The organism is Glycomyces sp. NPDC046736, from assembly GCF_040645615.1.
Lineage (GTDB): Bacteria > Actinomycetota > Actinomycetes > Mycobacteriales > Micromonosporaceae > Glycomyces.
Genome location: NZ_JBEYYO010000017.1, coordinates 21449 through 44974, shown reverse-complemented (window position 1 = coordinate 44974; position 23526 = coordinate 21449). Strand labels below are relative to the sequence as shown.

Below are 23526 nucleotides of genomic sequence, written 5' to 3'. Positions count from 1 at the left end.
CGCCTTCTTCCGGAGAGGTGGCCGCCGTCCCCTCAGGGCGGTGAGGCGGCCCTCTGCTCAGGCTACGCCCGATTCGCGGCGGGCTGGGTACACGACTCGGCACGCTCCGTGGACGGACGAGAGACGGTGACGACGTGTGCGGGAAGGTGCCGTTCGGTCCGCAGGAGGATGAGGCCGCCGGTGAGGACCGAGACGCTGAGGACGGTCCACAGCTGCCACGTCCCGGCGTCGAGGAGCAGTCCCAGGACCAGGGGCGCGACGGTGCGGCACAGGGCCCAGGACAGCTGGTAGACCGAGAGGTAGCGCCCGCGCGCCTCGTCGGGGGCCGCGGCGATCGAGAGGCTCTGCGCGGGCGCGGAGTGGATGAGCTCCGCCGCGGTGTAGACGACCGCGCAGGCCAGGACCGCGACCACGGCGACCGTGCCGCCGCCGAGGGCGGGCACGAACCCGAAGGCCGCGAACGAGAACGCGAACACGACCGTGCCCAGAGCCGCGCCGCGGCCGCGCCTGGCGCGGGCCATGCGGCGCGCGACCGGGACCCCGAGCGCGGCGATCAGGACGGTGTTGACGGCGAACACCACGCCCGCCATCGGGCCCGGGATGCCCGCGTCGCGGGTGAGGAACACCGGCAGCGCGATCGCCTGGGTGACGTACCCGAAGCAGATGAGGAAGTTCGCCGCGGTGATGCGCAGGTAGGGCCGGTCGGCGAGGACGAGGCGATAGCCGCCGCGCGGGGCGGGGCGAGACCCGCCGAGCGAGCGGCGCGGGCCGCGCGATGCGCGAGAGTCGGCCGGTTCGAGGCCTCGGTGGCCCTCAACCTCGCGCGGGCCCCGCGACGCGCGCTCGTCGGTTGACTCGAAGCCTCGGTGGCGCTCAATGTCGCGCGGGCCGCCCGCGGCATCGGAGCGCGCTGCGGCGTCCGGAGGCGGGACCGGGACGAGGGCCACCAGGACCGCCGCGGCGCCGAAGGCCGCGGCCAGCGCGAACGCGGCCGCGAGGTAGCCGGTCTGGCCGTCGATGGCGAGCATCGCGGCGGCGGCCACGGCGCCGAAGCCCATGCCGCCGTTGCGGAGGCTGCGGTTCCAGGCGAGGAGCCGTTCGCGTTCGGGGCCTGCGGCGAGGTCGCCGATGAGGGACTGCTGGCTGGGGGCCGAGGCCCACATCGCGACGGCGACCATGAGCGCGACCCCGAGGAAGGCCGGGTAGCCGGTGGCGAGCGGGTAGAGCGCGAATCCGCCGGCTCGCAATGCGAGCGCGCCGATGTAGACGCGGCGGCCGCCGTGGCGGTCGATGAGGACCCCGACGGCGGGCATGGACGCGAGCGCGCCGAGCCCGGCCACGGTGAGGCCGGTGCCGATCGCGGTGAGGGACTGCCCGGTGAGGGAGTGGACGAACAGCATCGTCAGGGGCACGTAGATGCCGTCGCCGACGGCGTCCACGAGGCTCGCGGCGATGAAGCGGCGGCGGGCCCTAGTAGTCGAGTGCACCGCGGCTCCGCTTCAGTTCGGCGAACGCGCCGAGCCCGGCGAGGGTCCGCACGGACGCGAAGAGGCGCACCGCGTCCTCGCCTCGGGGCGTCGAGGTGAGCACGGGGCCGAAGAAGCCGGTGCCGTCGATGACCACGACCGGGGTGCCGGTCTCCTCGCCTACGGCGGCTTGGCTTTCGGCGTGGGAGGCGCGCAGCGCGGCGTCGTGGGCGCTCGCGTCCGCGGCGGCGGCGAGGCTCGCGGGGAGGCCGGTCTCGGCGAGGGCCGCGGCGATGACGGCCGGGTGGTCCTTGTTCCTCTCAGTGTGGAGGCGGGTGCCGAGGGCGGTGTAGAGGTCGCGGAGGACGCCGGGGCCGTGCGCTTCGGCGGCCGCGGCGCAGACGCGGGCGGGGCCCCAGGCGCGGTCGTTGAACTCGCGGTACCAGGGTTCGAGTTCGCGGTCCTCGTTGAGCACCGAGAGGCTCATGAGCTTGAAGCGCAGGTCGATCTGGTACTGGCGCTCGACTTCGAGGAGCCAGCGGGAGGTGATCCACGCGAACGGGCAGGACGGGTCGAAGTAGCAGTCGACGACTGGCGCAGTTTTATCTTCCATGGAAGACATATTACCTTCCACGGAAGCTATAATGCAAGTATGCAGACAGACGCCGTCGCCGCGATGGTCCAGCAGTGGGGCCGCCAGCGCCCCGACCTCGACGCCTCCCCGATGCTCGTGGTGGGCCGGATGTTCCGCCTCACCGACGCCTTCGACCGAAAGCTGCGCGCGCCGTTCGCCGAGGCGGGGCTGGGGAACGGGGACTTCGACGTCCTCGCGGCCCTGCGCCGCTGCGGCGAAGCGTCGCTGTCGGCCGGGGAGCTCAGCCGCACCGTGCTCGTGACCACCGGAGCGATCACCAAGCGCGTCGACCGCCTCGAAGAACGCGGCCTGGTCGAGCGCACGGTCGCCGATGAGGACGCCCGCGGCCGCCGCATCGCCCTCACCGCCGAAGGCGCGGCCCTCACCGACCGGCTCATCGCCGCCCACCTGGAGAACCAGCGGCGGCTCCTCGAACCGCTGGGCAAAGAGGAACGCGAGCAGCTCGGGGAGCTGCTCGCGAAACTCACTGCGGCACAAGAGGACTGAGGGCTAGTCCCCCAGTTTGGGGACGCGGCGCAGGCCGACCACGGTGAGCGCGAACGCCACCGCCAGGACCCCTGCCGCGGCCAGGGCGCCGATGTTCAGCGCGGAGGTGAAGGCCTCGCGGCCCGCGTCCAGCATCGCGGCCGCGTCGCCTTCGGGCAGGTGCTCGGCCACCGTCACGGCCGCGGCCAGGTTGTCGCGGGCCGCTTCGGGCACCGAGTCGGCCAGCGCCGCCTCGGCCATCTGTCCGGTGTAGACGGCGGTGACCACCGAGCCGATGAGCGCGATCGACAGGGCCGAGCCGAGTTCGGAGGAGGTCTCCGAGAGCGACGCGGCCGACGAGGAGCGCTCCTTGGGTGCCGAGCCGACCACGAGGTCGGTGCCGAGCACCGCCACCGGGGTCAGGCCGATGAACAGGAAGACCGACCCCACCATGAGCAGGACGACACTGCCGGTGGCCTCGACCTGCGTGAAGCAGGCCAGGCCGACGCCTGAGACCAGGAGCCCGCCGCCGATGAGCGTCGCAGGCTTGATCTTATGCGCCAGGATCGGGGCCAGGATCGAGGCGAGGATGCTCGCGGCCACGGCCGGGAGCATCCACAGGCCGCTCTCGAACGCAGTGAGGCCCTCGACAAGCTGGAGGTACTGCACGAACAGCATCATGGTGCCGCCCATGCCAGCCATGACCAGCAGGAGCACGGCCAGGGCCGCGCCGAAGCCGCGGTTGCGGAACAGCTTGAGGTCGACCAGCGGGTCCTTCAGGCGCTTCTGGCGGCGCAGGAACAGCGCGCCGACCGCGAGGCCGACCACGAGCGCGGCCCCGGTGAGGACCTCGACGCCGTCCTTCGCGAACTCCTTGACCGCGTAGACGACCAGGAGCATCGCGACCAGCGCCTGGAGGGCGCTGAGGAAGTCCAGGCGCCCGGCCGCGGCGTCGCGGTGCTCGGGCAGCAGGACCGGGCCGGTGGCCAGGAGCAGGGCCATGACCGGCACGGCCATGAGGAACACCGAGCCCCACCAGAAGTGCTCCAGGAGCAGGCCGCCGACGATCGGGCCGATCGCCGAGCCCACCACGAACGACATGATCCACACCCCGATCGCGGTGGCGCGCTGCTTCGGGTCGGGGAACATGTTGCTGATGAGCCCCAGCGTGGAGGGCATGAGGGTGGCTCCGGCGACGCCCAGGAGCGCGCGGGCGGCGATGAGCGCCTCGGCCGTGGGCGCGTAGGCGGCGATCACGGAGGCGGCGGCGAAGGCCGACGCTCCGATCAGGAGCAGTTTGCGGCGGCCGATCCGGTCGCCGAGCGTGCCCATGGTGACCAGGAACCCGGCGACCATGAAGCCGTAGACGTCGAGGATCCACAGCAGCTGGGTGCTGGAGGGCTGAAGGTCGGCGCTGAGCGCCGGGGCGGCGAGGTGCAGCACGTTCAAGTCGAGCGCGAGCAGCAGCACCGGTAGGGCGAGTACGGCCAGGCCGGCCCATTCCTTGGGGCCGGCCTTGGCCGGGGCGTCCGCATCGATGGCGGTCATGTGGGTCTCCGTTCCATTCTCCTTGCGGTGCCCAGCATCCGCGCCGCGCTTTCGGTTCGCTCACGGAACGCTTCGGGTCCTGTCGGTGGGCGCGGATAGAGTTGTCCGGTGCGCTACGGGATTCTGGGGCCGCTGGAAGTGCGGGCGGGGGACGGCGAGGTACGCCCGGTGCCGGAGCGGAAGGTCCGGGCGCTGCTGGCGCGGCTCCTGGTCGAGCCCGGCCGGGCGGTGCCGGTCGACCGGCTGGTCGAGGACCTGTGGGGCGAGAAGGCCCCGGCCGATCCCCGCGCGGCGCTCCAGACCAAGGTCTCGCAGCTGCGGCGGGCCCTGGGCGACGGCGCGCTCGTCGTCAGAGAAGACGACCGATACCGGTTGGACGCCACTGCGTCCCAAGTGGACGCGGGACGGTTCGAGGCGCTCGTGGCCCGGGCGGAAGGCACCGAGGCGGCCGAGCGGGTCGGGCTGCTCCAAGCGGCCCTGGAACTGTGGCGCGGCCCGGCACTGGCCGAGTACGACGTTCTCGCGGCCGAGGCCGCGCGGCTGGAGACGCTGCGACTGGCCGCGTCCGAAGACCTGCTCGAAGCGCACCTCGCGTTGGGGCGCTGCCACAGCGCACTCGCCGAAGCGGCCGCGCTGCTGGAGGCGCATCCGCTGCGCGAAGGCCTGCGCGCGATCCACATGAAGGCGCTCTACCACGCCGGGCGCCAAGGCGAGGCCCTCGCGAGCTACCGGGAACTGCGCGACCGCCTCGCCGAATCCGGGCTCGAACCCGGCCGCGCCCTGCGCGAACTCCACCAGGCGATGCTCCGCCAAGACGAGTCGCTCACCCCGCCCGCCCCCGTGCGCGGGAACCTCCCGGCCCGGCTCACCCCGCTCATCGGCCGCGACGGCGCCGCGTCCAGAGTGTGCGACCTGTTGGACCGCAACCGGTTGGTGACCCTCACCGGGCCCGGCGGCGTCGGCAAGACCCGCCTGGCGACCGCCGCGGCCACCGCCTGGGCCGACGACGGGGCCTGGATCGTCGAGCTCGCCGGGTTCGACGCGGACGCCGACGCCACCAGACTCGCGGCCGTCGCCGCCGAGACCATGGGCCTGCACAGCGTGGGCCCGCACGCCGCCAGACCCGCGGGCGACCCGTTCGCGGTCCTGCGCGCCGCACTCGCCGACAAGCGCGTGCTCCTGGTCGTCGACAACTGCGAGCACCTCATCGCCGGAGCCGCCGACCTGTGCGCCCGCATCCTCGCCGACGCGCCCGAAGTGCGGGTCCTCGCCACCAGCCGCGAACCGCTCCGCGTCCTCGGCGAGCAGGTCGTCCCGGTCGAACCGCTCGACGCCCCAGACGCCGTGCGGCTCTTCGCGACCCGCGTCGCCGCCGCGCAGCCCGGATTCGCGGTCACCGAAGCGAACGCGGCCAGCGTCGCCGCCCTGTGCGACCGCCTCGACGGCCTCCCGCTGGCCCTGGAACTCGCCGCCACCCGGGTCCCCGCCCTCGGCGTGGAGGCATTGGAACGCCAACTCGCCGACCGGCTCCTCAACGTCGAGGCCCGCGGCCTGCCACCCAGGCAGCGCACCCTGCGGGCCGTCATCGACTGGAGCTGGCGGCTCCTGGGCCCCGACGAGCAGCTCGTGCTCGGCCGCCTCTCGGTGGCCGCCTCGGCATCACTCGACACCGTCCTGGCCCTGTGCGAAGGCGACATCGCCGAGACCGACGCGATCGAAGCGCTCGCCAACCTCGTCGACCGCTCGCTCGTGCAGGTCACCGAGGAACCTGAGCGCCGCTACCGGCTCCTGGACTCCGTCGCGGCCTACAGTCGCGAACACCTGGACGACGGCGGGGAACTCGACGAGATCACCGAACGCCACCGCCGCCACTTCACCGCGATCGCCACCGCCTCCGCCGACGGGCTGCGCGGCCCCGACCAGCGGCGCTGGCTCCGCCGCCTCGAAGCCGACGCCGCGAACTTCCAGATCGCCCTCAGCACCGCCGCCCGCTGCGGCGACGCCGTCCTGGCGCTGGAACTGGCGTTGCAGCTCACCTGGTTCCGGTTCCTACGCGGCAGCCCCCTCGAAGCCGTCCGGGCCCTGGACACCGCGCTCGCCGTCGACGGACCCGCCCCCGACGAGCTGCGCGCCAGCGGCCGGTTCTGGCGGGCCTGCTTCAAGGCGATGGGCACCTCGATGACCGGCCGCAACCTCGAAGAGGCCCCCAAACACCTGGAGGAGATCACCGACCCCGAGGACCGGGCCCTCGGCGAACTGTTCCTCTCGCTCACCCAGATCGGCGTCCACAACGACCGCGAAGCCGAGCGGTACGCGGCCTCCAGCGGCGAATACTTCGCATCCGTGGGCGACGCGTGGGGCACCGCCGCGGCCGACAGCTCCATGGCCTGGTTCGCGATCATCCGCGGCGACCTCGCCGAAGCGAAGGTCAGCGCCGAAAGGGGCCGCGCGGCCTTCGCCGAACTCGGCGACGCCTGGGGCGAGCTCCAAGCGATCGAATGCCTCGCGGTGCACGCCGAGAGCACCGGCGACTACGAGGAGGCCCGCAGGCAGAACCTCGAAGGGCTCGCGCTGGCCGAGGGTCTGGGGCTGCGCATGGAGCTGTCCTACCGGCTCTCCAGGCTCGGCCGGGTCGAGATGCTGCGCGGGGACCTCGAAGCCTCCGTCGAACTCCACACCAGGGCGTACGCGATGGCCAAGGAGCTGTCGGTCGGCTTCTGCGAGATGTTCGCCGCGCTGGGCCTCATGCTCGTGAACCGCCGCCTCGGCCGCCTCGACGAGGCCGAGCGCGCGGGCCGCTACTGGCTCGAATGGGTCACGGGACCGCAGGTCCTCCAAGTGGCGGTGGCGATGATCGAAGACGAGCTCGGCTTCGTGGCCGAACTGAGGGGTGACGACGCGGCCGCGTACCAGCACCACCTGCGAGCACTCGCGGCCGCACTCGACGCGCACCTTGATGATCGAGCGGTGGCGCTGGCGCTTGAAGGCATCGCGGGCGCGAGAATGCGCACCGAACCGGAATCGGCAGCCCGCCTCATCGGAGGCGCGGCCGCAATCCGCATCAGGGCCGGAGTCCCACTCCCCCAAGGCGAACGCTTCGACGTCGACCGCATCAGCGAAAGCATCGCCGAAGCAATCGGCACAGAGGCCCTCGAAGCCGGCCAGGAACAGGGCAGGAAACTCCTCAAAGAAGAGGGCATCGCCGCCCTGGCAGCCGAAGCAAGAGCCGAACACACCGTCTAGACCTGCCGGGCCGGATCGGGTCGGGGTTCAGACGGCGGCGACAACGGGGCGTGGGGCCGGTTCTGGTTGGTGCTCGGCTTTCTGCGGCGGGTGGGTGCGGGTTTTTGGCGGCGACAACGAGGTGGGCGGCGGCTGGGGTTGGTTTTCGTGGCCGGGTTCGTTTGGGTTGAGGTTCAGGCGGCGGCGACAAAAGGGTGGGCGGGGCCTGGGGTTGGTTTGCGTTGCCGGGCCCGTTCGCGGCGCGGCGGGGGCTGTGACCTGGGAATATGAATAATCTTTCCCCTTGTGGGTGATGACAGTGCGTCTGGGTGGTTCTATCATTGAACCAGTACAAGGAAGCGAAAACCACGATCTTGTTTGAGGAGGTGTTCCCGATGGCAACCGATACTGTGACCCGCACGGAGAAGTCCACTGCCATCCACACGCTCCTCGATGACGCCGCTTCGCTGATCAACGATTCCCATGCCCGTGTCTTGTCGGCGGTGATCGAAGCCCAAGCCTGGAAAATCCACCGCGATGTCGACGGATACTCCGGGCTGCGGGATTGGCTCTGCGCGAAGTTCGACTTCCACACCCGCACTGCCGCCGACATTGCCGCGATCGCCCGGCTGTCGCGGAAGTTCGCAGTCTTGTCTGAGACAGCCACTGCTGGCAGGGCGAGGATTGATCAAGTGGCGTTCGCAGTCCGCCAACTCGACCGGACCCCTGCCATGCGCTTGTTCGCCCGCACCCCCTTCCGCGCCCCGGTCACCTCCCCCTTCAACGCTGAGGTCCAGTGCGCCACCCCTGAACACCTCATCGCCCAGTACTGCGCGCACGCCCCGTTCAAGGACCTCCAGCGGCATCTCGATGAATTGGCCGCGCACCTGGCAGAGGAGACCGAGCTGCTCGAAACCCTTGGGGAGCAGTCCCTGCAATGGATCGAACTCACTGAGCAGGGCAACGGCATGTGGTCGCTCTCAGGAGAGCTCGCCGATGAGACCGGGCGGCTGCTCGACAAGTACTTGAAGACCGCCTGCCCGCCCCCGAGGCAGGATGAGACCGATGCCGAGGGTGTGCTGCCGGCGAAGGCGAACCGGGATGCCGAGGCCTTGCACCAACTCCTGTCCGGCTACGGCACCAGCCCCGAAGCAGCGAAGCGCCACGGCCACACCGCGACCCTCGACCTCGCGGTCGATATTGAGACGTTGCAGGGCAAGGACACTGACCGGGTGCCGACCTTGGAAGGGAAGCCGGTCTCGGTCGCTCAGGCCCGCCTGTTGGCGTGCGAAGCCGGGGTCATTCCCTCGGTGTTCAACTACCAGACTGGTGAAGCGATCGAACTCGGCAGGGCCGCCCGCCTCCCCAATGTTGCGTTGCGCCGCAAGCTCGAGCTTGAACAACAGGGTGGCTGTGCTTGGTACGGCTGCAACCGGCCGATCGCCTGGACCGAAGCCCACCACATCCAACACTGGGCCGACGGCGGCGACACCACCGCCGACAACCTGATCCTGCTATGCCGGTTCCATCACGGGCGGATCCACACCCAAGGCTGGACGGTCGAGAAAACCGGCCCCGGCCAAGCACTCATCACCCACCACGACCACGACACCGGCACCGCCGCCAAGCAAGGCGCGACCGGTCAGAGCGATTGTGGTTGCGAGGATTGGCGCACCGATCGTGACATCGACGCGGAGAACCAAGACTCCGACTGGGATGTGTTCCCGACTGGCCTCTACCGAACCGAATGGCCGCAGACCATGAAACCCGACCTGGACGCCAGAGCTGAAGCGGTCTCAAGGGAACGAGCACATGCTGCTCTCAAGAAAGCGAAAGCGCGATGTCGCGAACGCTTCACCACCCCCACCACCAAACAACAGGCCTAACAGCCTGGGGCACCAGCATGCCCAAAACCAACCCACCCCGGGGCCCGGGCCCAACCCGGGCAGGGAAGCCGCAAACCCAGCCCCGCCCGACCTCACACCTCGTTGTCGCCGCCAAAAAGACCCGCACCCAACCAGACCGGAAAGCCACAGATCCCACCCCGCCCGGTCACTTACCTTGTTGTCGCCGCCAAAGACCCGCGCCCAGTCGCGCCGGACAGCCGCAGATCCCACCCACCCATCCACTCACCCCGTTGTCGCCGCCGACAAGTGGAGTCAGGTCGCCGGGTCCGTTCCGGCTGCGTTGAAGCGCTCGGCCAGGGCGCGGAGTTCTCGGCGCAGTTCGGGCGGGTGTTCGACCGTGAACGGCAGGTCGAGCCTGGCCACGTAGAACGCCAGATCGGCCAGGGAATCGGTACCGGTGTCGAATACACACGAGTCCGGTCCGGAGGACTCGACCGAGCCGCTGCCCGGCGGCAGGAGTTCGGCCACGCGTTCGGCCGGGGCGGCGAAGTGGATGCGGGCCTGGTGTTTCCAGGCCGCTTGGCCCAGGCCGCGGAGGACGTGGTCGACCGCAGTTTCCGGGGGCTCGCGTGGGGTGAACCTGGGGCCGTTCGGGGTGCGGAGGTCAATGCGGTCGGCGCGGAAGGTGCGCCAGTCTGCTCGGTCGGCGTCCCACGCGAGGAGGTACCAGCGGCGGCCGACGTAGACGAGGCGGTGCGGGTCGGCACGGCGGCGCGAAGGGTCGCCGGTCCGGTCGCGGTAGTCAAACCGCAGTTGCTCGTTGCGGTGCACCGCGTCGGCGATCGCGGTCAGGAGCGCGGAGTCGACCGTGGGCCCGGTGGCGGCCGCGGCGACCGTGGCCGTGCGGAGCACGTCGATGCGGCGACGCAGGCGAGAAGGCATCGTCTGCTCCAGTTTCAGCAAGGCCCGCAACGAGGTCTCCTCGATGCCGGACACCGAACCGGAAGCCGCGGCGCGCAGGCCCACCGCCACGGCCACCGCCTCGTCGTCGTCCAGAAGCAGTGGCGGCAGCTCGTTCCCGGCCTCCAAGCGATACCCGCCGGCGCTACCGGTCGTCGACCGCACGCGGTAGCCGAGGCGGCGGAGCCGGTCGATGTCGCTGCGGACGGTCCGCGTGCTCACGTCCAAGCGCTCGGCCAGATCCGCGCCGGTCCAGTCGCGTTGCGCTTGAAGCAGCGTAAGCACGCGAAGCAGGCGCGCGGAGGTCTCCAACATTTCTCGATACTCCCACGCATTGCGGAAGCCGATCTTCCGCAATGGGTCATAGCGTGGGGTTCATCGACGAACGAGGAGACATCATGTTGCGAGGATTCGCCACCGTCAGCTATTACGCCCAGGACCTGGAGGCCGCCAAGGCCTGGTACTCAGCGCTCGTGGGCGAACCGCCCTACTTCGAGGTGCCCGGCGGGTACATCGAGTTCCGCATCGGCGACTACCGGCACGAACTCGGCATCGTCCAGGGCGACTGGGCCACCCACGACCTGGCCGGGGCGCCGGGCCGCCAGTTCGTGTACTGGCACGTCGACGACCTCGACGCGACCCTCGAGCGCCTGATCGCCATGGGAGCCAAAGAGTACGAGCCGAAGACCGTGCGCGGCCCCGGATTCGAGACCGCTTCGGTGGTCGACCCGTTCGGGAACGTCCTCGGCGTCATGTTCAACCAGCACTACCTCGACGTGCTCGCCGGGAAGTGAACGCGCAGAAAGGGACCGATCGCTCGGTCCCCTTCCGTCTACTCGTCCCAGGCGCCCGCGGCCGCGGCGCGGGCCGCCCAGTCGGCGAAGGCCACCGGTTCGCGGCCCAGGACCTCCTGGACCCCGTCGGCCGGGACGGCGAGCGCGCCGTCACGCATGATCGCGTACATCACGTCCAGGAACGCCACCAGCGGTTCGGGCACGCCGTATCCGCGCAGGTCGGCCACGAAGCCCTCGGGAGTCGCGGCCCGGAAGGCGATCTCGCGGCCGGTGGCCTTCGCGATGATCGCGATCGCGTCCTCGTGCGTGACCGCCTCGGGCCCACTCAGCTCGTAGACCCGGCCGGTGTGGCCGTCCCGGGTCAGGACCGCCGCAGCGACCTCCGCGATGTCCTCGACGTCGATGAACGGCTCGGGCACGTTGTCCAGCGGCAGCGACAGCTCCCCGGCCAGGATCGACTCGCGGTTGTCGCCTTCGTCGAAGTTCTGGTTGAAGTTGTTGGCCTGCAACACCGTCCATTCCAGACCCGAGGCCTGGACGGCGTTCTGGACCGCGTGCATCGCGACCTCGTCGGGGCTGACCCCGGCGGCGGCCGTGAGCACCTCGATGCGGCGGCCCGACTGCGAGACCAGGCGGCGCACCCCGGCCTTGACGGCAGCCGCGACCACGGCTTCGGCCGGGACCGGCTCGTCCGGCGGGATCAGGTAGGCGGCCGTGATCCCGGCGAAGGCGGCGTCCCAGGTCTCGGGCTTGTGCCAGTCGAAGGGGATCTCGGTGCTGCGCGACACGGCCCGGAAGGCGCGGCCCTCGGCTTGGAGTTTGGCGGTGAGTCGGCGGCCGACCTTGCCGGTGGCGCCGGTGACGAGAATGGTTTCGTTCTGCATGTCCCCTAGTCAATCCCACCTCGGGGCCCGATCCCATCCGCAGGACTCCACGATGAATGCGCGTTCGTCTACGGACCGCGCGCACGGGCGCGGCGGGCACGGGCGATGATGTCCGGGTTCGCAGAGGAGGCGTCATGACCGGACCGGTCCGCAAACCCCAGACCACGATCTTCACGGTGATGTCCGCGCTGGCGCAGCAGTACGGCGCGGTGAACCTCGGCCAGGGCTTCCCCGACGAGTCCGGGCCCGCCCGGATCATCGACGCCGCCGCGGCCGCGATGCGGGAGGGCCGCAACCAGTACCCGCCGATGCAGGGCGTTCCCGAACTGCGCCAGGCGATCGCGGCCCACCAGCGGCACTGGTACGGCCTCGCCCCCGACCCCGACGACGGCGTGGTGGTCACCGCCGGGGCCTCGGAGGCCATCGCGGCCGCGATGCTCGCGCTGGTCCAGCCCGGCGACGAGGTCATCGCGTTCGAACCGTGCTACGACTCCTACAAGGCCTGCATCGAGATGGCCGGGGGCACGCTCGTGCCGGTGCGACTCGAAGCGCCCGACTACCGGCCGGACCTGGGCCGACTCCGGGCCGCCGTCACCTCACGGACCAGACTGATCCTGCTGAACTCCCCGCACAACCCCACCGGGACCGTGTTCGACCACGGCGAGCTCGCGGCCGTCGCCCGCGTCGCCGTCGAGCACGACCTGTACGCGGTCACCGACGAGGTCTACGAGCACCTGGTCTTCGACGGCCGCGAGCACCTCCCGCTCGCCGGGTTCGAGGGCATGGCCGACCGGACCGTGACCATCAGCTCCGCGGGCAAGACCTTCTCGGTGACCGGCTGGAAGATCGGGTGGGCCACCGGCCCGGCCGAGCTCATCGACCGCGTCAAAGGCGTCAAGCAGTACCTCTCGTTCGCGTCGGGCACGCCGTTCCAGTACGGGATCGCCGCAGCCCTCGAATCGGGCGAGGACTACTACCGCGACTATCTGGAGAGCTACCGCGAGCGGCGCGACCTGGTGACGGCCGGACTGGCCGACCTCGGGTTCAGCGTGCGCGAACCTGAGGGCACCTACTTCGTGACCTGCGGCATCGAGGGCTTCGGGTACACCGACGGGATGGCGTTCTGCCTCGACCTGCCCGAACGGTGCGGCGTGGTCGCGATCCCCAACCAGGTGTTCTACGCCGACCCGACCGCGACCCGCCCCGAAGTGCGGTTCACGTTCTGCAAGCCGGTCGAGGTGATCGAAGCGGGACTCAAGCGATTGCGCGAAGGCCTCGCGTAAGGTGGCCGCCATGCACCTCGGACGACTCTCCCCGCCGGTCCGCTAAGGCGGGCCCCACGATCGCGCGCCGAGGCGCGCGGCGATGGCGCGTGCCCGCAGACGAGCGCACCTGTTCGCGACTCTCAGCTGGAGAACGCATGTCGTCCGTCCTCACCCCCGCGCCCCCGCGCGCCGGGGACCCCGCGTCCGCACGACGCGGCCTCGCCTTCCTCACCGTCACCGGCCTCACCTGGGGCACCACCGGCGCCGCCGCCGACCTCGTCTACCGCTGGAGCGACCTCGGCCCCGCGGCCGTCTCGTTCTGGCGCCACCTCGGCGGCCTGGTGCTGCTCCTGGCGTTCACGGGAGCGTTGCGGGCCTTCGGGAACCGCCGAAACCCGCTCCGAGCCAAAACCCGGGCACCGCGCTCCACACGGCCACTGCGGCGGCGGGTGCCGCTGTTGGTCGGGACCGGCCTGGGCATGGCCGTGTTCCAGACCGCGTACTTCGCGGCCGTCGAATCGACCGGCGTCGCCGCCGCGACCTTGCTGACCCTCGGCTCCGGGCCGATCCTCACCGCGATCGGAGGCCGGATGCTCCTGGGCGAACGCCTCGGACGCGGCGGTGCGCTCGCCGTGGCCGGGGCCCTCGCCGGACTCGCGGTCCTGGTGGGCACCAACGAACCCGGCGTGATCGCGCCCGCCGGAGCGGCGCTCTCGCTGCTCTCGGCCGCCGGCTACGCGACCGTGACGCTGCTGGGCCGGGCCACCGGCCGCCGCGGCGACGGCGAGGAGCCGTTCACGCTCACCATGTGGTCCTTCGGCATCGGCGCGGCAGCTCTGTTCGTGCCCGCGCTGCTCGAAGGCCTAGTCCCGACCGAGGGCGACGTGATCAAGGCGTTCGCCCTGGTGGCGTACCTGGCGGCGTTCACCACGGCGCTGGCGTACCCGCTGTACTTCGCGGGCGCGGCCAGGGTCCGGGCCACGACCGCGTCGGTGATGATGCTGATCGAACCGGCCACGGCCGCGATGCTGGCCGTGGCGTTCCTCGGCGAACCGCTCACGCTCGCCACGGTCGCCGGTTCGCTGGTCCTGCTCGGCTCGATAGCCACCCTCGCGGCGGCCGAGTCGCGGCGCTGACCGGCTCAGTCGCTGGACCGGGTGCGTGGTGGCCAAGGCGCTCAATCGAATCCGGTCGAGCGGTCAGCGGCGGCGTTCGGTCGCGAAGGCCGCCGTCGCCGACGATGACGCCAGCGCTCCCGCCTCGCCTCAAGCCGTCTCGCCGTCCGGCTCTACCCAGTACCGGTGGAGTCGGTCGGCGAGTTCGGTTGGGCGGCTGAGCATCACGCTGTGGCTGCCGTCGATCTCGTCGGGTTCGATGCCGAGCCGCTCGCGCACGAGCGGCCGCATGAACTCGGGCGGGAAGAACCGGTCGTCGCGGCACAGCAGGAAGCGGGTCGGCACGTCGGGCCAGGCCTGCATCGGCGTGGGCTCGTCCCACCTGGCGCCGGACTGCTCGCGGCCGTGAGCCAGCGCCTCTTTCGCGAACGCGAGGGGCACGTCGTGGATGAAGGCCGCGATCATCTCGTCTTCGGTGTCGATGCTGACGCCGACCTTCTCGTATTCGGCCGCCGCCCACCAGCCGCCCATGGACTCGCCCGGCAGCGGGATCATCGCGGTCAGCAGGACCATGAGGTCGACATGGACCCGCTCGCACACCAGCGGGGCGGTGAAGCCGCCGAGCGAGTGGGCGACGAGCACGACGTGTTCGCGGTCGCCGATCGCATCGGCGACGGCGTCGGCGTGTTCGGGGAGGCCGTTCGCGTCGTCCTCGATGGGGAGGTCGACCGCGATCACCTCGTGGCCCCTTTCGCGCAGCAGCGGGGCGACCAGGTGCCAGTCCCACGAGCTGCTGCCGCCGCCGTGGATGAGGACGAAGGTGGCCGTGTCGGGTCGCATGCGCGCTCCTCTGCGAGTCGGATGACTGCGACGCTATCGCGGGTCCCCGACATCCACGCCGCATCGCGACGCACCTCGTCACGCGCGCAGGAGCGCTTCGATCAGTGGGCGCGCGTCGGTGTCGGCCGGGTAGTCGCTGACCTGGCCGTCGCCCACCTCGATGACCCGCCAGACGCCGTCGGAGCGGCGGGCGAGGTCGGTGGTGACGAACCGGCAGCCCAGTGCCGTGACGGCGTCGTGAATCCCGGTCAGGTCCGGTTCGACGCGGTTCGCGGGCGTGTCGGGGTGGGCGGTGAGGGCGATCGGTTCGCCGTCGAGCCACCACGCCCGGGCCTGGTCGGTGGCGCCGTCGGTGTCGGTGAAGTCCTCGAAGGCGCGCAGCACGACGCCGCCGTACAGGTCTTCGCCTTGGCGGTCGCGGAAGGCGGTGACGACCCGTCGCAGTCCGGCCGCGTCGGCGAGGTCGGGGATGTGGCAGGCGGTCGCCCATTCGTGCTTGCGGGACTTGACGAAGTCCTTGACGATCGCGGCCGTCGATCCGAGTTGGGTTACGGCCCAGTTCAGCCAGGGGTCGTCGGGCACTGCGGTCCACACGCTCGCCGGGGTGCGGCTCTTGAACGCGTCGTACCAGCCGGGGAGCTCGTGGGCGCGCCGGTAGGCGTCCGCGTCGGCGAGCAGTCGGCAGCCGCGGTCGGCGAGGGCCCGTTCCAGGGACGCGTAGCGGCTCGCCGTGACCATCCAGCCGCGGTACCAGGCCGGGCCGAGGCCCCTGGGGACGTGTCGCACCGCCGCTGTGGCGTCGCCGTGGTCGAGGGCGTCGTGGTCGATGACGGCGACCTCGTCGGCGGCCTCGGCTTCGCGCGCGAAGTGGGGGTCGGCGCGATGCGAGCGGGCGGGGGCGAGCGGGTCGGCGCACAGCAGCAGTGCGGTCATGGGTTCTCCTCGGTCCGCGTTCCCCAGTCGGGGTCCACTGCAAGGATGCGGTGTCCGGTCGAACGGGGTCACGCCCGGCCAGGGTTGCGGGGTTAGGGTGCCTGGCATGGAGATACGTGAGGAGACCGCTGCCGACCAGGCGGCGGTGCGGCGAGTGCACGAGTCGGCGTTCGGGGCCGAGGGCGAGAAGGTCGCGGGTCTCGACGACGCGCTGCGGGAGGCCGACGGCGGCACTTGGGGGCTGTCGCTGGTGGCAGAGGTGGAGGGCGCGGTGGCCGGGCACGTGCGGTTCGGTACCGCGCTGCTGGACGCGCCGAAGCGGCTCGTGGAGGTCGCGTTGCTCAGCCCGCTCGGGGTGCTGCCGGAGCTGCAAGGGCGCGGGATCGCCACCGCGCTCGTCGAGCGCGGTCTGGCGGTCCTCGAAGCGCGCGGCGCGCCGCTGGTGTTCCTCGAAGGCGACCCGGGCTACTACGCGCGGCTGGGATTCGAGGCGGGCGGCGACTTCGGGTTCCGCAAGCCGTCCCTGCGCATCCCCGACGCCGCGTTCCAGGTGTACCCGCTCGCGGGGTACGAGCCGTGGATGACCGGGACCCTGGTCTACCCGCACCTGTTCTGGGACCGCGACTCGGTGGGGCTGCGTGATCCGTCCGTGTGACGACGAAAGGGCCGGTCGGGGGACCGGCCCTTCGCTTGCGGCTCAGGTGGCGGAGAGGAAGCCCGTCTCCAGCATGATGATGACCAGGACGCCGAGGATGCAGCGGTACCAGACGAAGATGAACACGCTGTGCTTGGCGACCCACTTGAGCATCCAGTGGACCGCGGCCAGGCCCACGAAGAACGCCACGATCGTGGCCACGAGCATCTGGGCCCCTGAGGGGACCGAGCCTTCGGAGGCCGGTTCGAACACGTCGCCGAGGCTGAGGACGCCCGCGCCGAGCACCGCCGGAATCGCCAGGAGGAACGAGTATCTGGCCGCGACGGCGCGGTCGAGGCCGAGGAACAGGCCCGCGGTGATGGTCGCGCCCGAGCGCGACACGCCGGGGATGAGCGCGCCCGCCTGCGCGAAGCCGAGGATGAGGCCGTCCTTGAGGCGGAAGTCCTCCCAGGTGCGGGTCTTGCGGCCCGCGAGTTCGGCCAGCGCGAGCAGGAGGCCGAAGAAGATGAGGCTGAAGGCCACGAGCCAGAGGTTGCGGGCGCCGTCGCGGATGGCGTCCTTGAAGATCAGTCCGAAGAAGACGATCGGCATGGTGCCGATGATCACGTACCAGCCGAGTCGGTAGTCGGTCTCGCCGCGCAGTTCCTTGTTGAACAGGCCTTTCCACCAGGCCACGAGGATGCGGACGATGTCCTTCCAGAAGTAGAGGAGGACGGCGGCTTCGGTGCCGAGCTGGGTGACCGCGGTGAAGGACGCGCCGGCGTCCTCTTCGAAGAAGAGCGCCGAGGTCAGCCGCAGGTGCGCCGAGGAGGAGATCGGCAGCATCTCGGTGAGGCCTTGGACCACGCCGAGCACGATGGCTTCGAGCCAGGTCATGTTCACCATCGGGCCGCCTCCGGGTGCGCTGGGGGCGGGCAGGGTGAAGTGTGCATTTGCGCTTCTTTCGTCTCATCGACGGTCAGGAGTCGCTTCCGCCGTCTGGCGCCCGGCGCGACTGGGACATCTTGCCAGACCCGTCGGCGTGACCGTCCGGCATACACACGCGGGAGTGAGCCGGGACGTTCCCGTTTCCAGGCGGCGGTTCGGGAACGGTGCCGGGCATGAGTGCGGCGGCCCCGGTGTGGTCCGGGGCCGCCGACTGCGACCAGCTCTCGTCGATGGCAGGAACAGAACTGGCGGTGAGCGGGCCGCGGCTGCGTGCGTGCCGCCTGCGGCTCCGCTCCGCCGGGCGGGCTGATGCTCGCCCGGTGATGTAGGCACTCTACGTCCGGAAGCTCCGTTATGTGGGTGATTCGGGCACCGAATACCGGATCGTGTCACGCTTCGGCGTAGAGGGCGGTGAGTTCCCTGGTGAGGAGGGGGTCGGTTTCGGCGGTCGCGAGGAGCCGGTCGGCTTCGGGCAGGGTGAGGGCGCCTTGCCAGCGGCGGCGGTAGAGGTAGGCGGCGAGGGTGCGGTGGCGGTCGCAGAAACGGTCGAGGTTCTGCATGAGCTGAGCGCGCATGACGCGGTGGGCCGCTTGGGGGTCGGGGCCCGCGAGGGGGTGGATCTGGTGGTGGTTGACGGCGGCGGGTTCGAGGCGGAAGCGCAGGCCAGCGCGGTGGAGGCGGTAGGAGAGGTCGGTGTCCTCCAGGCCCCAGCCGGTGTAGGCCTCGTCGAAGCCTCCGGCGTCCTCGACGGCGGCGCGGGGCACGGCGAGGTTGGCGGTGGTGGCGAGGGCCCAGGCGAAGCGGAAGCCTTCGAGTTCGGGGCCGTATTCGTCGACGACGGCGTGGTGGTTGTCGGGTTCCTCGCCGAGGTCGACGCCGGCGAGGGCGGCCTCGGGGGCCGCGGTGAGGGCTTCGGGGGTGAGGAGGTGGAGTGGTTCGGCGAGGCGGTCTCGGCCGCCTGCGCGGACCACGGTGCGGATGAGGTCCTGCTCCCCCAAGAGGAGTCGCCCGGGCCGCCACCAGGTGAGGGCGCGTCGTTTCCAGCCGATGACGCCGGTGCCCGCGGCGGCGGCGCGGACGTGGGCGGCGACGAAGCCGGGGTCGGCCATGCGGTCGTCGTCGATGAACACGACGAGGTCGCCACCGGCCTGCGCGAGAGCGGCGTTGCGGGCGGCGGCGCGGCCTCGGTTCTCCTGGATTACGAGGTGGAGGTCGAGGCGGTCGCGGTACTGGTCGACGAGGTCGGCCACGCCGCCTCGGGTGCCGTCGTCGCAGAGGACCACTTCGAAGTCGGGGTGGGTCTGGACGGTGAGCGAGGCGAGGGTCAGGGCGAGGTATTCGCGTTTGTCGCAGGTCGCCATGACGAGGCTGACGGTGGTCACGCCTTGGGTGCCGTCCGGGTGAGCCGGGCGAGGGCCACGGCTCGGGTCACGACCTCGATCATGGCCGCCGCGCCGTCGGCGGCGTGGAGGATCGCGGCGAAGTCGCGGTGGGCGATTCGCGGCGCGTCGAGGGCGTTTCGCATTGCGGCGGTGAGGGTTTCGGGATCGGAGGGGTCGGCGGTCTCGCCGAGGCCGAGCGCGGCCACCCGGGCGGCGTTGCCGCGCTGCTCTTCGGAGTGGGGTACGAACACCAGCGGGGTGGCGGTGAGGAGGCCTTCGAGCATCGAGGCGTGTCCGCCGTGGACGACGGCGGCGGTGGCGCGGGCCATGAGGTCGGCGGCGTCGTGGCGGAACGCGGCCACGTCGATGTCGGCTCCCGCGGCGGCGGCCTTGAGGCGGGCGGCGAGGTCTTCGGTGCCGGGGCCTTCGGTGCCGAGGGTGACCGCGATGGGCGCGCCGAGACCCGAAGCGGCCGCGACGATCCGCACCAGGTCGTCCTCGCCCACGCCGGAGCCGCCGAGGGTGATGTTGAGCAGCGGCGGGCGGTCGGCGGGCCCTTCGCGCAGGGCGTCGGGCACGAGCGGTCCGATGTGGCGGATCTCGGGCGCGAGACCGGCCACGAGCGTGGCGGTGGCGGGCGGGATGTCGGTGATCGGGTCGAGCACGGGCAGGTCGGGCACGAGGACCGCGTCACCGAGGACCTTGCGGGCGTGGGCGAGGGGGAGGCCGAGGCCGTCGAGGGCCGCGAGGATCTCCGGGAGCACCGCGTGCATCGGATGGCGGAACAGGCGCAGGTTGTGGACGGTGAACGCGGGCAGGCCGCGCATGGAGGCGGCCACCGAAGCGGTGTTGCGCATGTCGCTGACGACCGCGTCGGGTGCGAAGGCGTCGATCGCGCGCAGCTCGTCGGCGATGCTCTGCTCGATGTAGGCCGGGCTCGCCAGGCGGGTGCGCGCGAAGGCCCGCAGGCCCGCCTCGTCGGCCATGCCGCGCCAGGCCGGGGCCGGGCCGATCTCCTCGATGCCGATCCACTCCAGACCGGCGCGTTCGACGAGGGGCCGGGCCTGCTCGTGGACGGCCACGGCCACGTCGTGCCCGGCGGCGGCGAAGCGGGCCGCGGCCGTGCGCATCCGGGTGACGTGGCCGAGACTGGAACGGCTGAACGCCGCGAACAGCACGCGCATGCGTTTCCCTCCAACATGGTCGAGACGGGGCTCGTACGACCATACGAAGAAGCGGGACCGGAGGGTGGTGCGCCCCCCCGGCCCCGCTCATCCCTCGATCACAAGATCAAGTCCTGAACCACTTCTGCGCGTTGTTGCCGCTACAGGTGGCGATCTGGAGGTTCATCCCGTCGGACGCGTCGGCCCAGGGGATGTCCAGGCACTTGTCGGCCTGCGGGTTCACGATGTCGTTCGCGCCCGAGAAGGCCCATTGCTGCGCCGCCGATCCGTTGCAGCCCCACAGCCGCACCGGCGAGCCGTCACCCGTCCCCGAGACGTCGAGGCACTTGCCCAGGGCGCGCAGGGTGCCGTCGCCCGGGGTGCTCCACTGCTGCGCGTTCGTGCCGTTGCAGGTGTAGACCTGCACCGGGGTGCCGTCGGCGGTGCCCGCGCCCTCGACGTCGAGGCACTTGCCGCCCAGGCCGGTGATGGTCCCGCCCCCGGCGGCGGTACCGGAGTAGGCGCGCACGTAGTCGATCTTCATCGTCTGCGGGAACTGCGTCGAACCGTCCGGGTAACCGGGCCAGTCGCCGCCGACCGCGACGTTCAGGAGCATGAAGAACGGGTGGTCGAAGACCCACTGCCCGCCGACGTCGGCGGCGGTCTTGGTCATGTACGCGTTGCCGTCCACCGACCAGGTGATGGAGCCGGGGCTCCAGTCGACCGCGAACTCGTGGAAGCCGTTCGCGAAGGGCTCGCCGATGGTGTACCCGCCGCCGACCCCGCCGCCGCCGGAGTATCCGGGGCCGTGGAGGGTGCCGTGGACGGTGTTGGGCTCGAAGCCGACGTTCTCCATGATGTCGATCTCGCCGCTCTGCGGCCAGCCGACGTCGCCGAAGTTGTCGCCGAGCATCCAGAACGCGGGCCAGATGCCCTGGCCGCGCGGGATCTGGATGCGGGCCTCGAACCGGCCGTACTCCTGGGTGAACGTGCCCTGGGTGAGCAGCCGCGCCGAGGTGTACTCGCAGGTGCCGTACCAGCACTGGTAATTGTTGGGGTTCTCGCGGCGGGCGGTGATCACCATGTTGCCCGCGCCGTCGTGCGCGGCGTTGGAGGTGCTGTTGGTGTAGTACTGGTGCTCGTTGTTGCCCCAGCCGCCACCGCCGATGTCGAAGCGCCACTTGGAGGAATCGGGGCCCGTCCCGGCCCCGGCGTTGAACTCGTCGCTCCACGTCAGCTGGAGCGCCTGGACGTCTTGGGCCTCGAACTCCTCGGCGTCGGCCGGGCGGTCGATGGTGGCCGTGATCGTGGCCGCGGCCGCGACGGCGGCGACCGCCACCGCCAGCGCGCGGTAGGTCCGGCCGCGGCGCGGCCGGGTCTGGTCCGAATTTCGGAATGGTCTCACGGAGTCGTCCTCTCGTTCCGTGGATAGAGGGAGCGCTACCATCGGCCCGATGGGAGAACCGAGAGAGCGCTCTCTCTAAATATTCCTATCTTTCTATCAGTGTCATAGATCCTTGTCAATAGGGCGAGTCGGACAAAGGGCCGGGGTCGCCCCCGGCCCTTCGCCGCGATTCAGCCCTTGACGGCCCCGCCGAGACTCGCTCCACTGAGGAACATGCGCTGGAACACCAGGAACAGCGCGATCGGAATGAGCGACGAGATCGCTAGCGCCGCAAGGAACACGTCAAGCTCCACGAACTGCTGGAGCACCGGCAGCCGCACCGAGAGCGGCTGGAGGTTCGGGTCGGGCAGCACCAGCATCGGCCACAGGAAGTCCTTCCAGGAGGCGATCACGGCGAACACCGAGACGACCCCGATGATCGGGCGCGACATCGGCAGCACGATCGACCAGAACAGCCGGTAGGGCCCGGCCCCGTCCACGCGGGCGGCCTCGAAGATCTCGCGCGGCAGGTTCGCGAAGAACCGCTGCATGAGCAGCACGTTGAAGGCGCTGGCCCCCGCGGGGAGCCACACGGCCCAGAACGTGTTGAGCATCGAGGTCCCCACCAGGGGCGGGTCGAGCACGGTCAAGTACAGCGGCACGAGCAGGACCACGCTGGGGACGAACAGGGTGGCCAGCACGGCGCCGGAGATGACCTTGCCGATCCTGGGGCGCAGCACCGCGAGCGCGTAGCCGCCGGTGGCGGCCACCAGCAGTTGCACGGCCCAGGACCCGCCCGCGAGGGCGATCGTGTTGAAGAAGTACTTGTCGATCTCGACCCGGGTCCAGGCCTCGGCCAGGTTCGCGAAGTCGAAGCCGTTGGGCCACAGGGCCATCGGGGTGCGCAGCGTGTCCTGTGTGGGGGTGATGGCGGCCTTGGCGAGCCACAGCATCGGGCCCAGCCCGGTGAGGGCGAGCAGGGCCAGCAGCAGCCCGTGGGAGAGGCGGATGGACCAGCGGACGCTGGTGCGGGCCCGGTCGGTGGGGGCGAGCAGGCCGCGGTCGTTCCTCGGTGCGGCCATCAGCTGCTCCAGTGTCGGGTGAGGCGGAAGTACAGGATCGAGAACCCGGTCAGCACGATCGCCAGCAAGAGGCTCAGCGCGGCGGCGGCCCCGTAGTCCCCGCCGAGCGAGTTGGTGAACGCGTACCGGTAGATGAGCAGCAGCAGCGTCAGGGTCCGGTTCGCGGGCCCGCCGTCGGTGAACAGGAACGGTTCGAGGAAGACCTGCGCGGTGCCGATGATCTGGAGGATGAACGTGATGAGGAGGATGCCGCGGATCTGCGGGAGCGTGATGTGCCAGAGCTTGCGCCACACGCCGCCGCCGTCGATCTCGGCGGCCTCGTAGAGGCTCGGGTCGACGCCGGTGAGGGCGGCGAGGTAGATGATGACGGTGCCGCCCGCCGCGGCCCAGGTCGCTTCCAGGACCAGCGAGGGCATCACGATGTTCGCGTCCTGGAGCCACGCGACCGGTCCGATGCCGAACCAGCCGAGGATGGTGTTGAAGACCCCGTCGTCGCCGGCGTTGTAGAACAGCTTCCACAGCAGGACCGCGACCACCGGCGGGACGACCACCGGGAGGTAGGCCAGGGCCGAGAACAGGCCGCGCATCTTGCGGACCTCGCTCATGAGGATCGCGGCCACGAGCGGGATCGGGTAGCCGAAGAGCAGCGCGAGGATCGCGAAGTAGCCGGTGTTCTGGACCGCGGTCCACAGCTGCGGGTCGGCGAAGACCTGCTGGAAGTTCGCGAACCCGACCCACACGGGGTCGGTGACCAGGTTGGTGCGCTGGAAGCTCATCACCACGGCGCGCCCGATGGGCAGCCACGAGAAGACGCCGAAGATGAGCAGCATGGGCGCCAGGAAGACCAGCGTGTGAAGGCCGCCGCGGGCGCGGGCGAGAGGCCCGCGGCGCCCGGGCCGGGCCGCTTGGCGCGGCTCGGCCCGGGTGCCGGCGACACCG

At 71.0% G+C, this 23526-nt stretch carries 20 protein-coding genes; 7 read left to right on the top strand and 13 right to left on the bottom strand.

Translation table 11 applies throughout. The features are described 5' to 3' along the window. Positions 1-62: 62 nt before the first annotated feature. Entirely contained in the window at positions 63-1487 is a 1425-nt protein-coding gene (locus AB0B28_RS16935; protein ID WP_360121793.1) for an MFS transporter, read from the bottom strand. Then, positions 1471-2088, bottom strand: a complete 618-nt coding sequence (locus AB0B28_RS16930; protein ID WP_360121791.1) for a DsbA family protein — start codon at positions 2086-2088, stop codon at positions 1471-1473. Before AB0B28_RS16930 ends, AB0B28_RS16935 begins: the two co-directional genes overlap by 17 nt. A gap of 30 nt (positions 2089-2118) precedes the next feature. Here AB0B28_RS16930 and AB0B28_RS16925 point away from each other — a divergent pair, with 30 nt between their 5' ends. Beyond that, on the top strand, positions 2119-2607 hold the full coding sequence (locus tag AB0B28_RS16925) for a MarR family transcriptional regulator (RefSeq protein WP_360121789.1): 489 nt from the start codon (positions 2119-2121) through the stop codon (positions 2605-2607). 3 nt (positions 2608-2610) lie between these two features. Here AB0B28_RS16925 and AB0B28_RS16920 read toward each other — a convergent pair whose 3' ends face one another. Continuing rightward, positions 2611-4134, bottom strand: coding sequence for an MFS transporter (locus AB0B28_RS16920; RefSeq protein WP_360121787.1), 1524 nt, complete (start codon positions 4132-4134; stop codon positions 2611-2613). A gap of 108 nt (positions 4135-4242) precedes the next feature. On the opposite strand from AB0B28_RS16920, the gene AB0B28_RS16915 reads away from it, so the two are divergent. Both AB0B28_RS16915 and AB0B28_RS16910 read left to right on the top strand, forming a co-directional pair. Next, the gene (locus AB0B28_RS16915; RefSeq protein ID WP_360121785.1) at positions 4243-7377 is read left to right on the top strand and encodes a BTAD domain-containing putative transcriptional regulator; all 3135 of its coding nucleotides are present in this window, start codon (positions 4243-4245) and stop codon (positions 7375-7377) included. Between the two features lie 374 nt (positions 7378-7751). Next, positions 7752-9242, top strand: a complete 1491-nt coding sequence (locus AB0B28_RS16910; protein ID WP_360121783.1) for a DUF222 domain-containing protein — start codon at positions 7752-7754, stop codon at positions 9240-9242. Between the two features lie 273 nt (positions 9243-9515). On the opposite strand, the gene AB0B28_RS16905 is transcribed toward AB0B28_RS16910, so the two are convergent. Next, complete coding sequence (locus AB0B28_RS16905; RefSeq protein ID WP_360121781.1) at positions 9516-10478, bottom strand: transcriptional regulator; 963 nt, start codon at positions 10476-10478, stop codon at positions 9516-9518. Positions 10479-10561: 83 nt separating this feature from the next. Here AB0B28_RS16905 and AB0B28_RS16900 point away from each other — a divergent pair, with 83 nt between their 5' ends. Next, entirely contained in the window at positions 10562-10957 is a 396-nt protein-coding gene (locus AB0B28_RS16900) for a VOC family protein (protein WP_360121779.1), read from the top strand. Positions 10958-10995: 38 nt separating this feature from the next. Here the strand turns inward: AB0B28_RS16900 and AB0B28_RS16895 are convergent, their stop codons facing one another. Continuing rightward, entirely contained in the window at positions 10996-11841 is an 846-nt protein-coding gene (locus AB0B28_RS16895) for an NmrA family NAD(P)-binding protein (protein WP_360121777.1), read from the bottom strand. 134 nt (positions 11842-11975) lie between these two features. Here AB0B28_RS16895 and AB0B28_RS16890 point away from each other — a divergent pair, with 134 nt between their 5' ends. Further along, positions 11976-13124 (top strand): aminotransferase class I/II-fold pyridoxal phosphate-dependent enzyme, encoded by a 1149-nt coding sequence (locus tag AB0B28_RS16890; protein WP_360121775.1) that lies wholly within the window; start codon positions 11976-11978, stop codon positions 13122-13124. Positions 13125-13261: 137 nt separating this feature from the next. Next, complete coding sequence (locus AB0B28_RS16885; RefSeq protein ID WP_360121773.1) at positions 13262-14242, top strand: EamA family transporter; 981 nt, start codon at positions 13262-13264, stop codon at positions 14240-14242. Between the two features lie 129 nt (positions 14243-14371). On the opposite strand, the gene AB0B28_RS16880 is transcribed toward AB0B28_RS16885, so the two are convergent. Next, on the bottom strand, positions 14372-15061 hold the full coding sequence (locus AB0B28_RS16880) for an alpha/beta hydrolase (RefSeq protein WP_360121771.1): 690 nt from the start codon (positions 15059-15061) through the stop codon (positions 14372-14374). Positions 15062-15139: 78 nt separating this feature from the next. After that, on the bottom strand, positions 15140-15994 hold the full coding sequence (locus AB0B28_RS16875) for an ATP-grasp domain-containing protein (RefSeq protein WP_360121769.1): 855 nt from the start codon (positions 15992-15994) through the stop codon (positions 15140-15142). Between the two features lie 106 nt (positions 15995-16100). On the opposite strand from AB0B28_RS16875, the gene AB0B28_RS16870 reads away from it, so the two are divergent. Then, positions 16101-16649, top strand: a complete 549-nt coding sequence (locus AB0B28_RS16870) for an N-acetyltransferase (protein ID WP_360121767.1) — start codon at positions 16101-16103, stop codon at positions 16647-16649. A 42-nt stretch (positions 16650-16691) separates the two neighbouring features. On the opposite strand, the gene AB0B28_RS16865 is transcribed toward AB0B28_RS16870, so the two are convergent. From AB0B28_RS16865 to AB0B28_RS16840, 6 genes are all read right to left on the bottom strand, one after another. Next, complete coding sequence (locus tag AB0B28_RS16865) at positions 16692-17525, bottom strand: undecaprenyl-diphosphate phosphatase (protein WP_360121965.1); 834 nt, start codon at positions 17523-17525, stop codon at positions 16692-16694. A gap of 440 nt (positions 17526-17965) precedes the next feature. Then, complete coding sequence (locus AB0B28_RS16860) at positions 17966-18958, bottom strand: glycosyltransferase (RefSeq protein ID WP_360121765.1); 993 nt, start codon at positions 18956-18958, stop codon at positions 17966-17968. Continuing rightward, entirely contained in the window at positions 18955-20142 is a 1188-nt protein-coding gene (locus AB0B28_RS16855; protein WP_360121763.1) for a glycosyltransferase, read from the bottom strand. The genes AB0B28_RS16860 and AB0B28_RS16855 overlap by 4 nt, the downstream gene beginning before the upstream one ends. Positions 20143-20248: 106 nt before the next feature. Beyond that, positions 20249-21526, bottom strand: coding sequence for a family 16 glycosylhydrolase (locus AB0B28_RS16850; RefSeq protein WP_360121761.1), 1278 nt, complete (start codon positions 21524-21526; stop codon positions 20249-20251). 170 nt (positions 21527-21696) lie between these two features. Further along, complete coding sequence (locus AB0B28_RS16845) at positions 21697-22587, bottom strand: carbohydrate ABC transporter permease (RefSeq protein ID WP_360121759.1); 891 nt, start codon at positions 22585-22587, stop codon at positions 21697-21699. Next, positions 22587-23417 (bottom strand): sugar ABC transporter permease, encoded by an 831-nt coding sequence (locus AB0B28_RS16840; RefSeq protein ID WP_360121963.1) that lies wholly within the window; start codon positions 23415-23417, stop codon positions 22587-22589. The genes AB0B28_RS16845 and AB0B28_RS16840 overlap by 1 nt, the downstream gene beginning before the upstream one ends. Positions 23418-23526 lie beyond the last annotated feature (109 nt).

Bases quoted from the DNA above. Each gene is read 5' to 3' on its own strand.
- AB0B28_RS16930 (WP_360121791.1), bottom strand. From the start codon at position 2,088: ATGTCTTCCATGGAAGATAAAACTGCGCCAGTCGTCGACTGCTACTTC.
- AB0B28_RS16925 (WP_360121789.1), top strand. From the start codon at position 2,119: ATGCAGACAGACGCCGTCGCCGCGATGGTCCAGCAGTGGGGCCGCCAG.
- AB0B28_RS16920 (WP_360121787.1), bottom strand. From the start codon at position 4,134: ATGACCGCCATCGATGCGGACGCCCCGGCCAAGGCCGGCCCCAAGGAA.
- AB0B28_RS16910 (WP_360121783.1), top strand. From the start codon at position 7,752: ATGGCAACCGATACTGTGACCCGCACGGAGAAGTCCACTGCCATCCAC.
- AB0B28_RS16905 (WP_360121781.1), bottom strand. From the start codon at position 10,478: ATGTTGGAGACCTCCGCGCGCCTGCTTCGCGTGCTTACGCTGCTTCAA.
- AB0B28_RS16900 (WP_360121779.1), top strand. From the start codon at position 10,562: ATGTTGCGAGGATTCGCCACCGTCAGCTATTACGCCCAGGACCTGGAG.
- AB0B28_RS16895 (WP_360121777.1), bottom strand. From the start codon at position 11,841: ATGCAGAACGAAACCATTCTCGTCACCGGCGCCACCGGCAAGGTCGGC.
- AB0B28_RS16890 (WP_360121775.1), top strand. From the start codon at position 11,976: ATGACCGGACCGGTCCGCAAACCCCAGACCACGATCTTCACGGTGATG.
- AB0B28_RS16885 (WP_360121773.1), top strand. From the start codon at position 13,262: ATGTCGTCCGTCCTCACCCCCGCGCCCCCGCGCGCCGGGGACCCCGCG.
- AB0B28_RS16880 (WP_360121771.1), bottom strand. From the start codon at position 15,061: ATGCGACCCGACACGGCCACCTTCGTCCTCATCCACGGCGGCGGCAGC.
- AB0B28_RS16875 (WP_360121769.1), bottom strand. From the start codon at position 15,994: ATGACCGCACTGCTGCTGTGCGCCGACCCGCTCGCCCCCGCCCGCTCG.
- AB0B28_RS16870 (WP_360121767.1), top strand. From the start codon at position 16,101: ATGGAGATACGTGAGGAGACCGCTGCCGACCAGGCGGCGGTGCGGCGA.
- AB0B28_RS16865 (WP_360121965.1), bottom strand. From the start codon at position 17,525: ATGACCTGGCTCGAAGCCATCGTGCTCGGCGTGGTCCAAGGCCTCACC.
- AB0B28_RS16855 (WP_360121763.1), bottom strand. From the start codon at position 20,142: ATGCGCGTGCTGTTCGCGGCGTTCAGCCGTTCCAGTCTCGGCCACGTC.
- AB0B28_RS16845 (WP_360121759.1), bottom strand. From the start codon at position 22,587: ATGGCCGCACCGAGGAACGACCGCGGCCTGCTCGCCCCCACCGACCGG.
- AB0B28_RS16840 (WP_360121963.1), bottom strand. From the start codon at position 23,417: ATGCTGCTCATCTTCGGCGTCTTCTCGTGGCTGCCCATCGGGCGCGCC.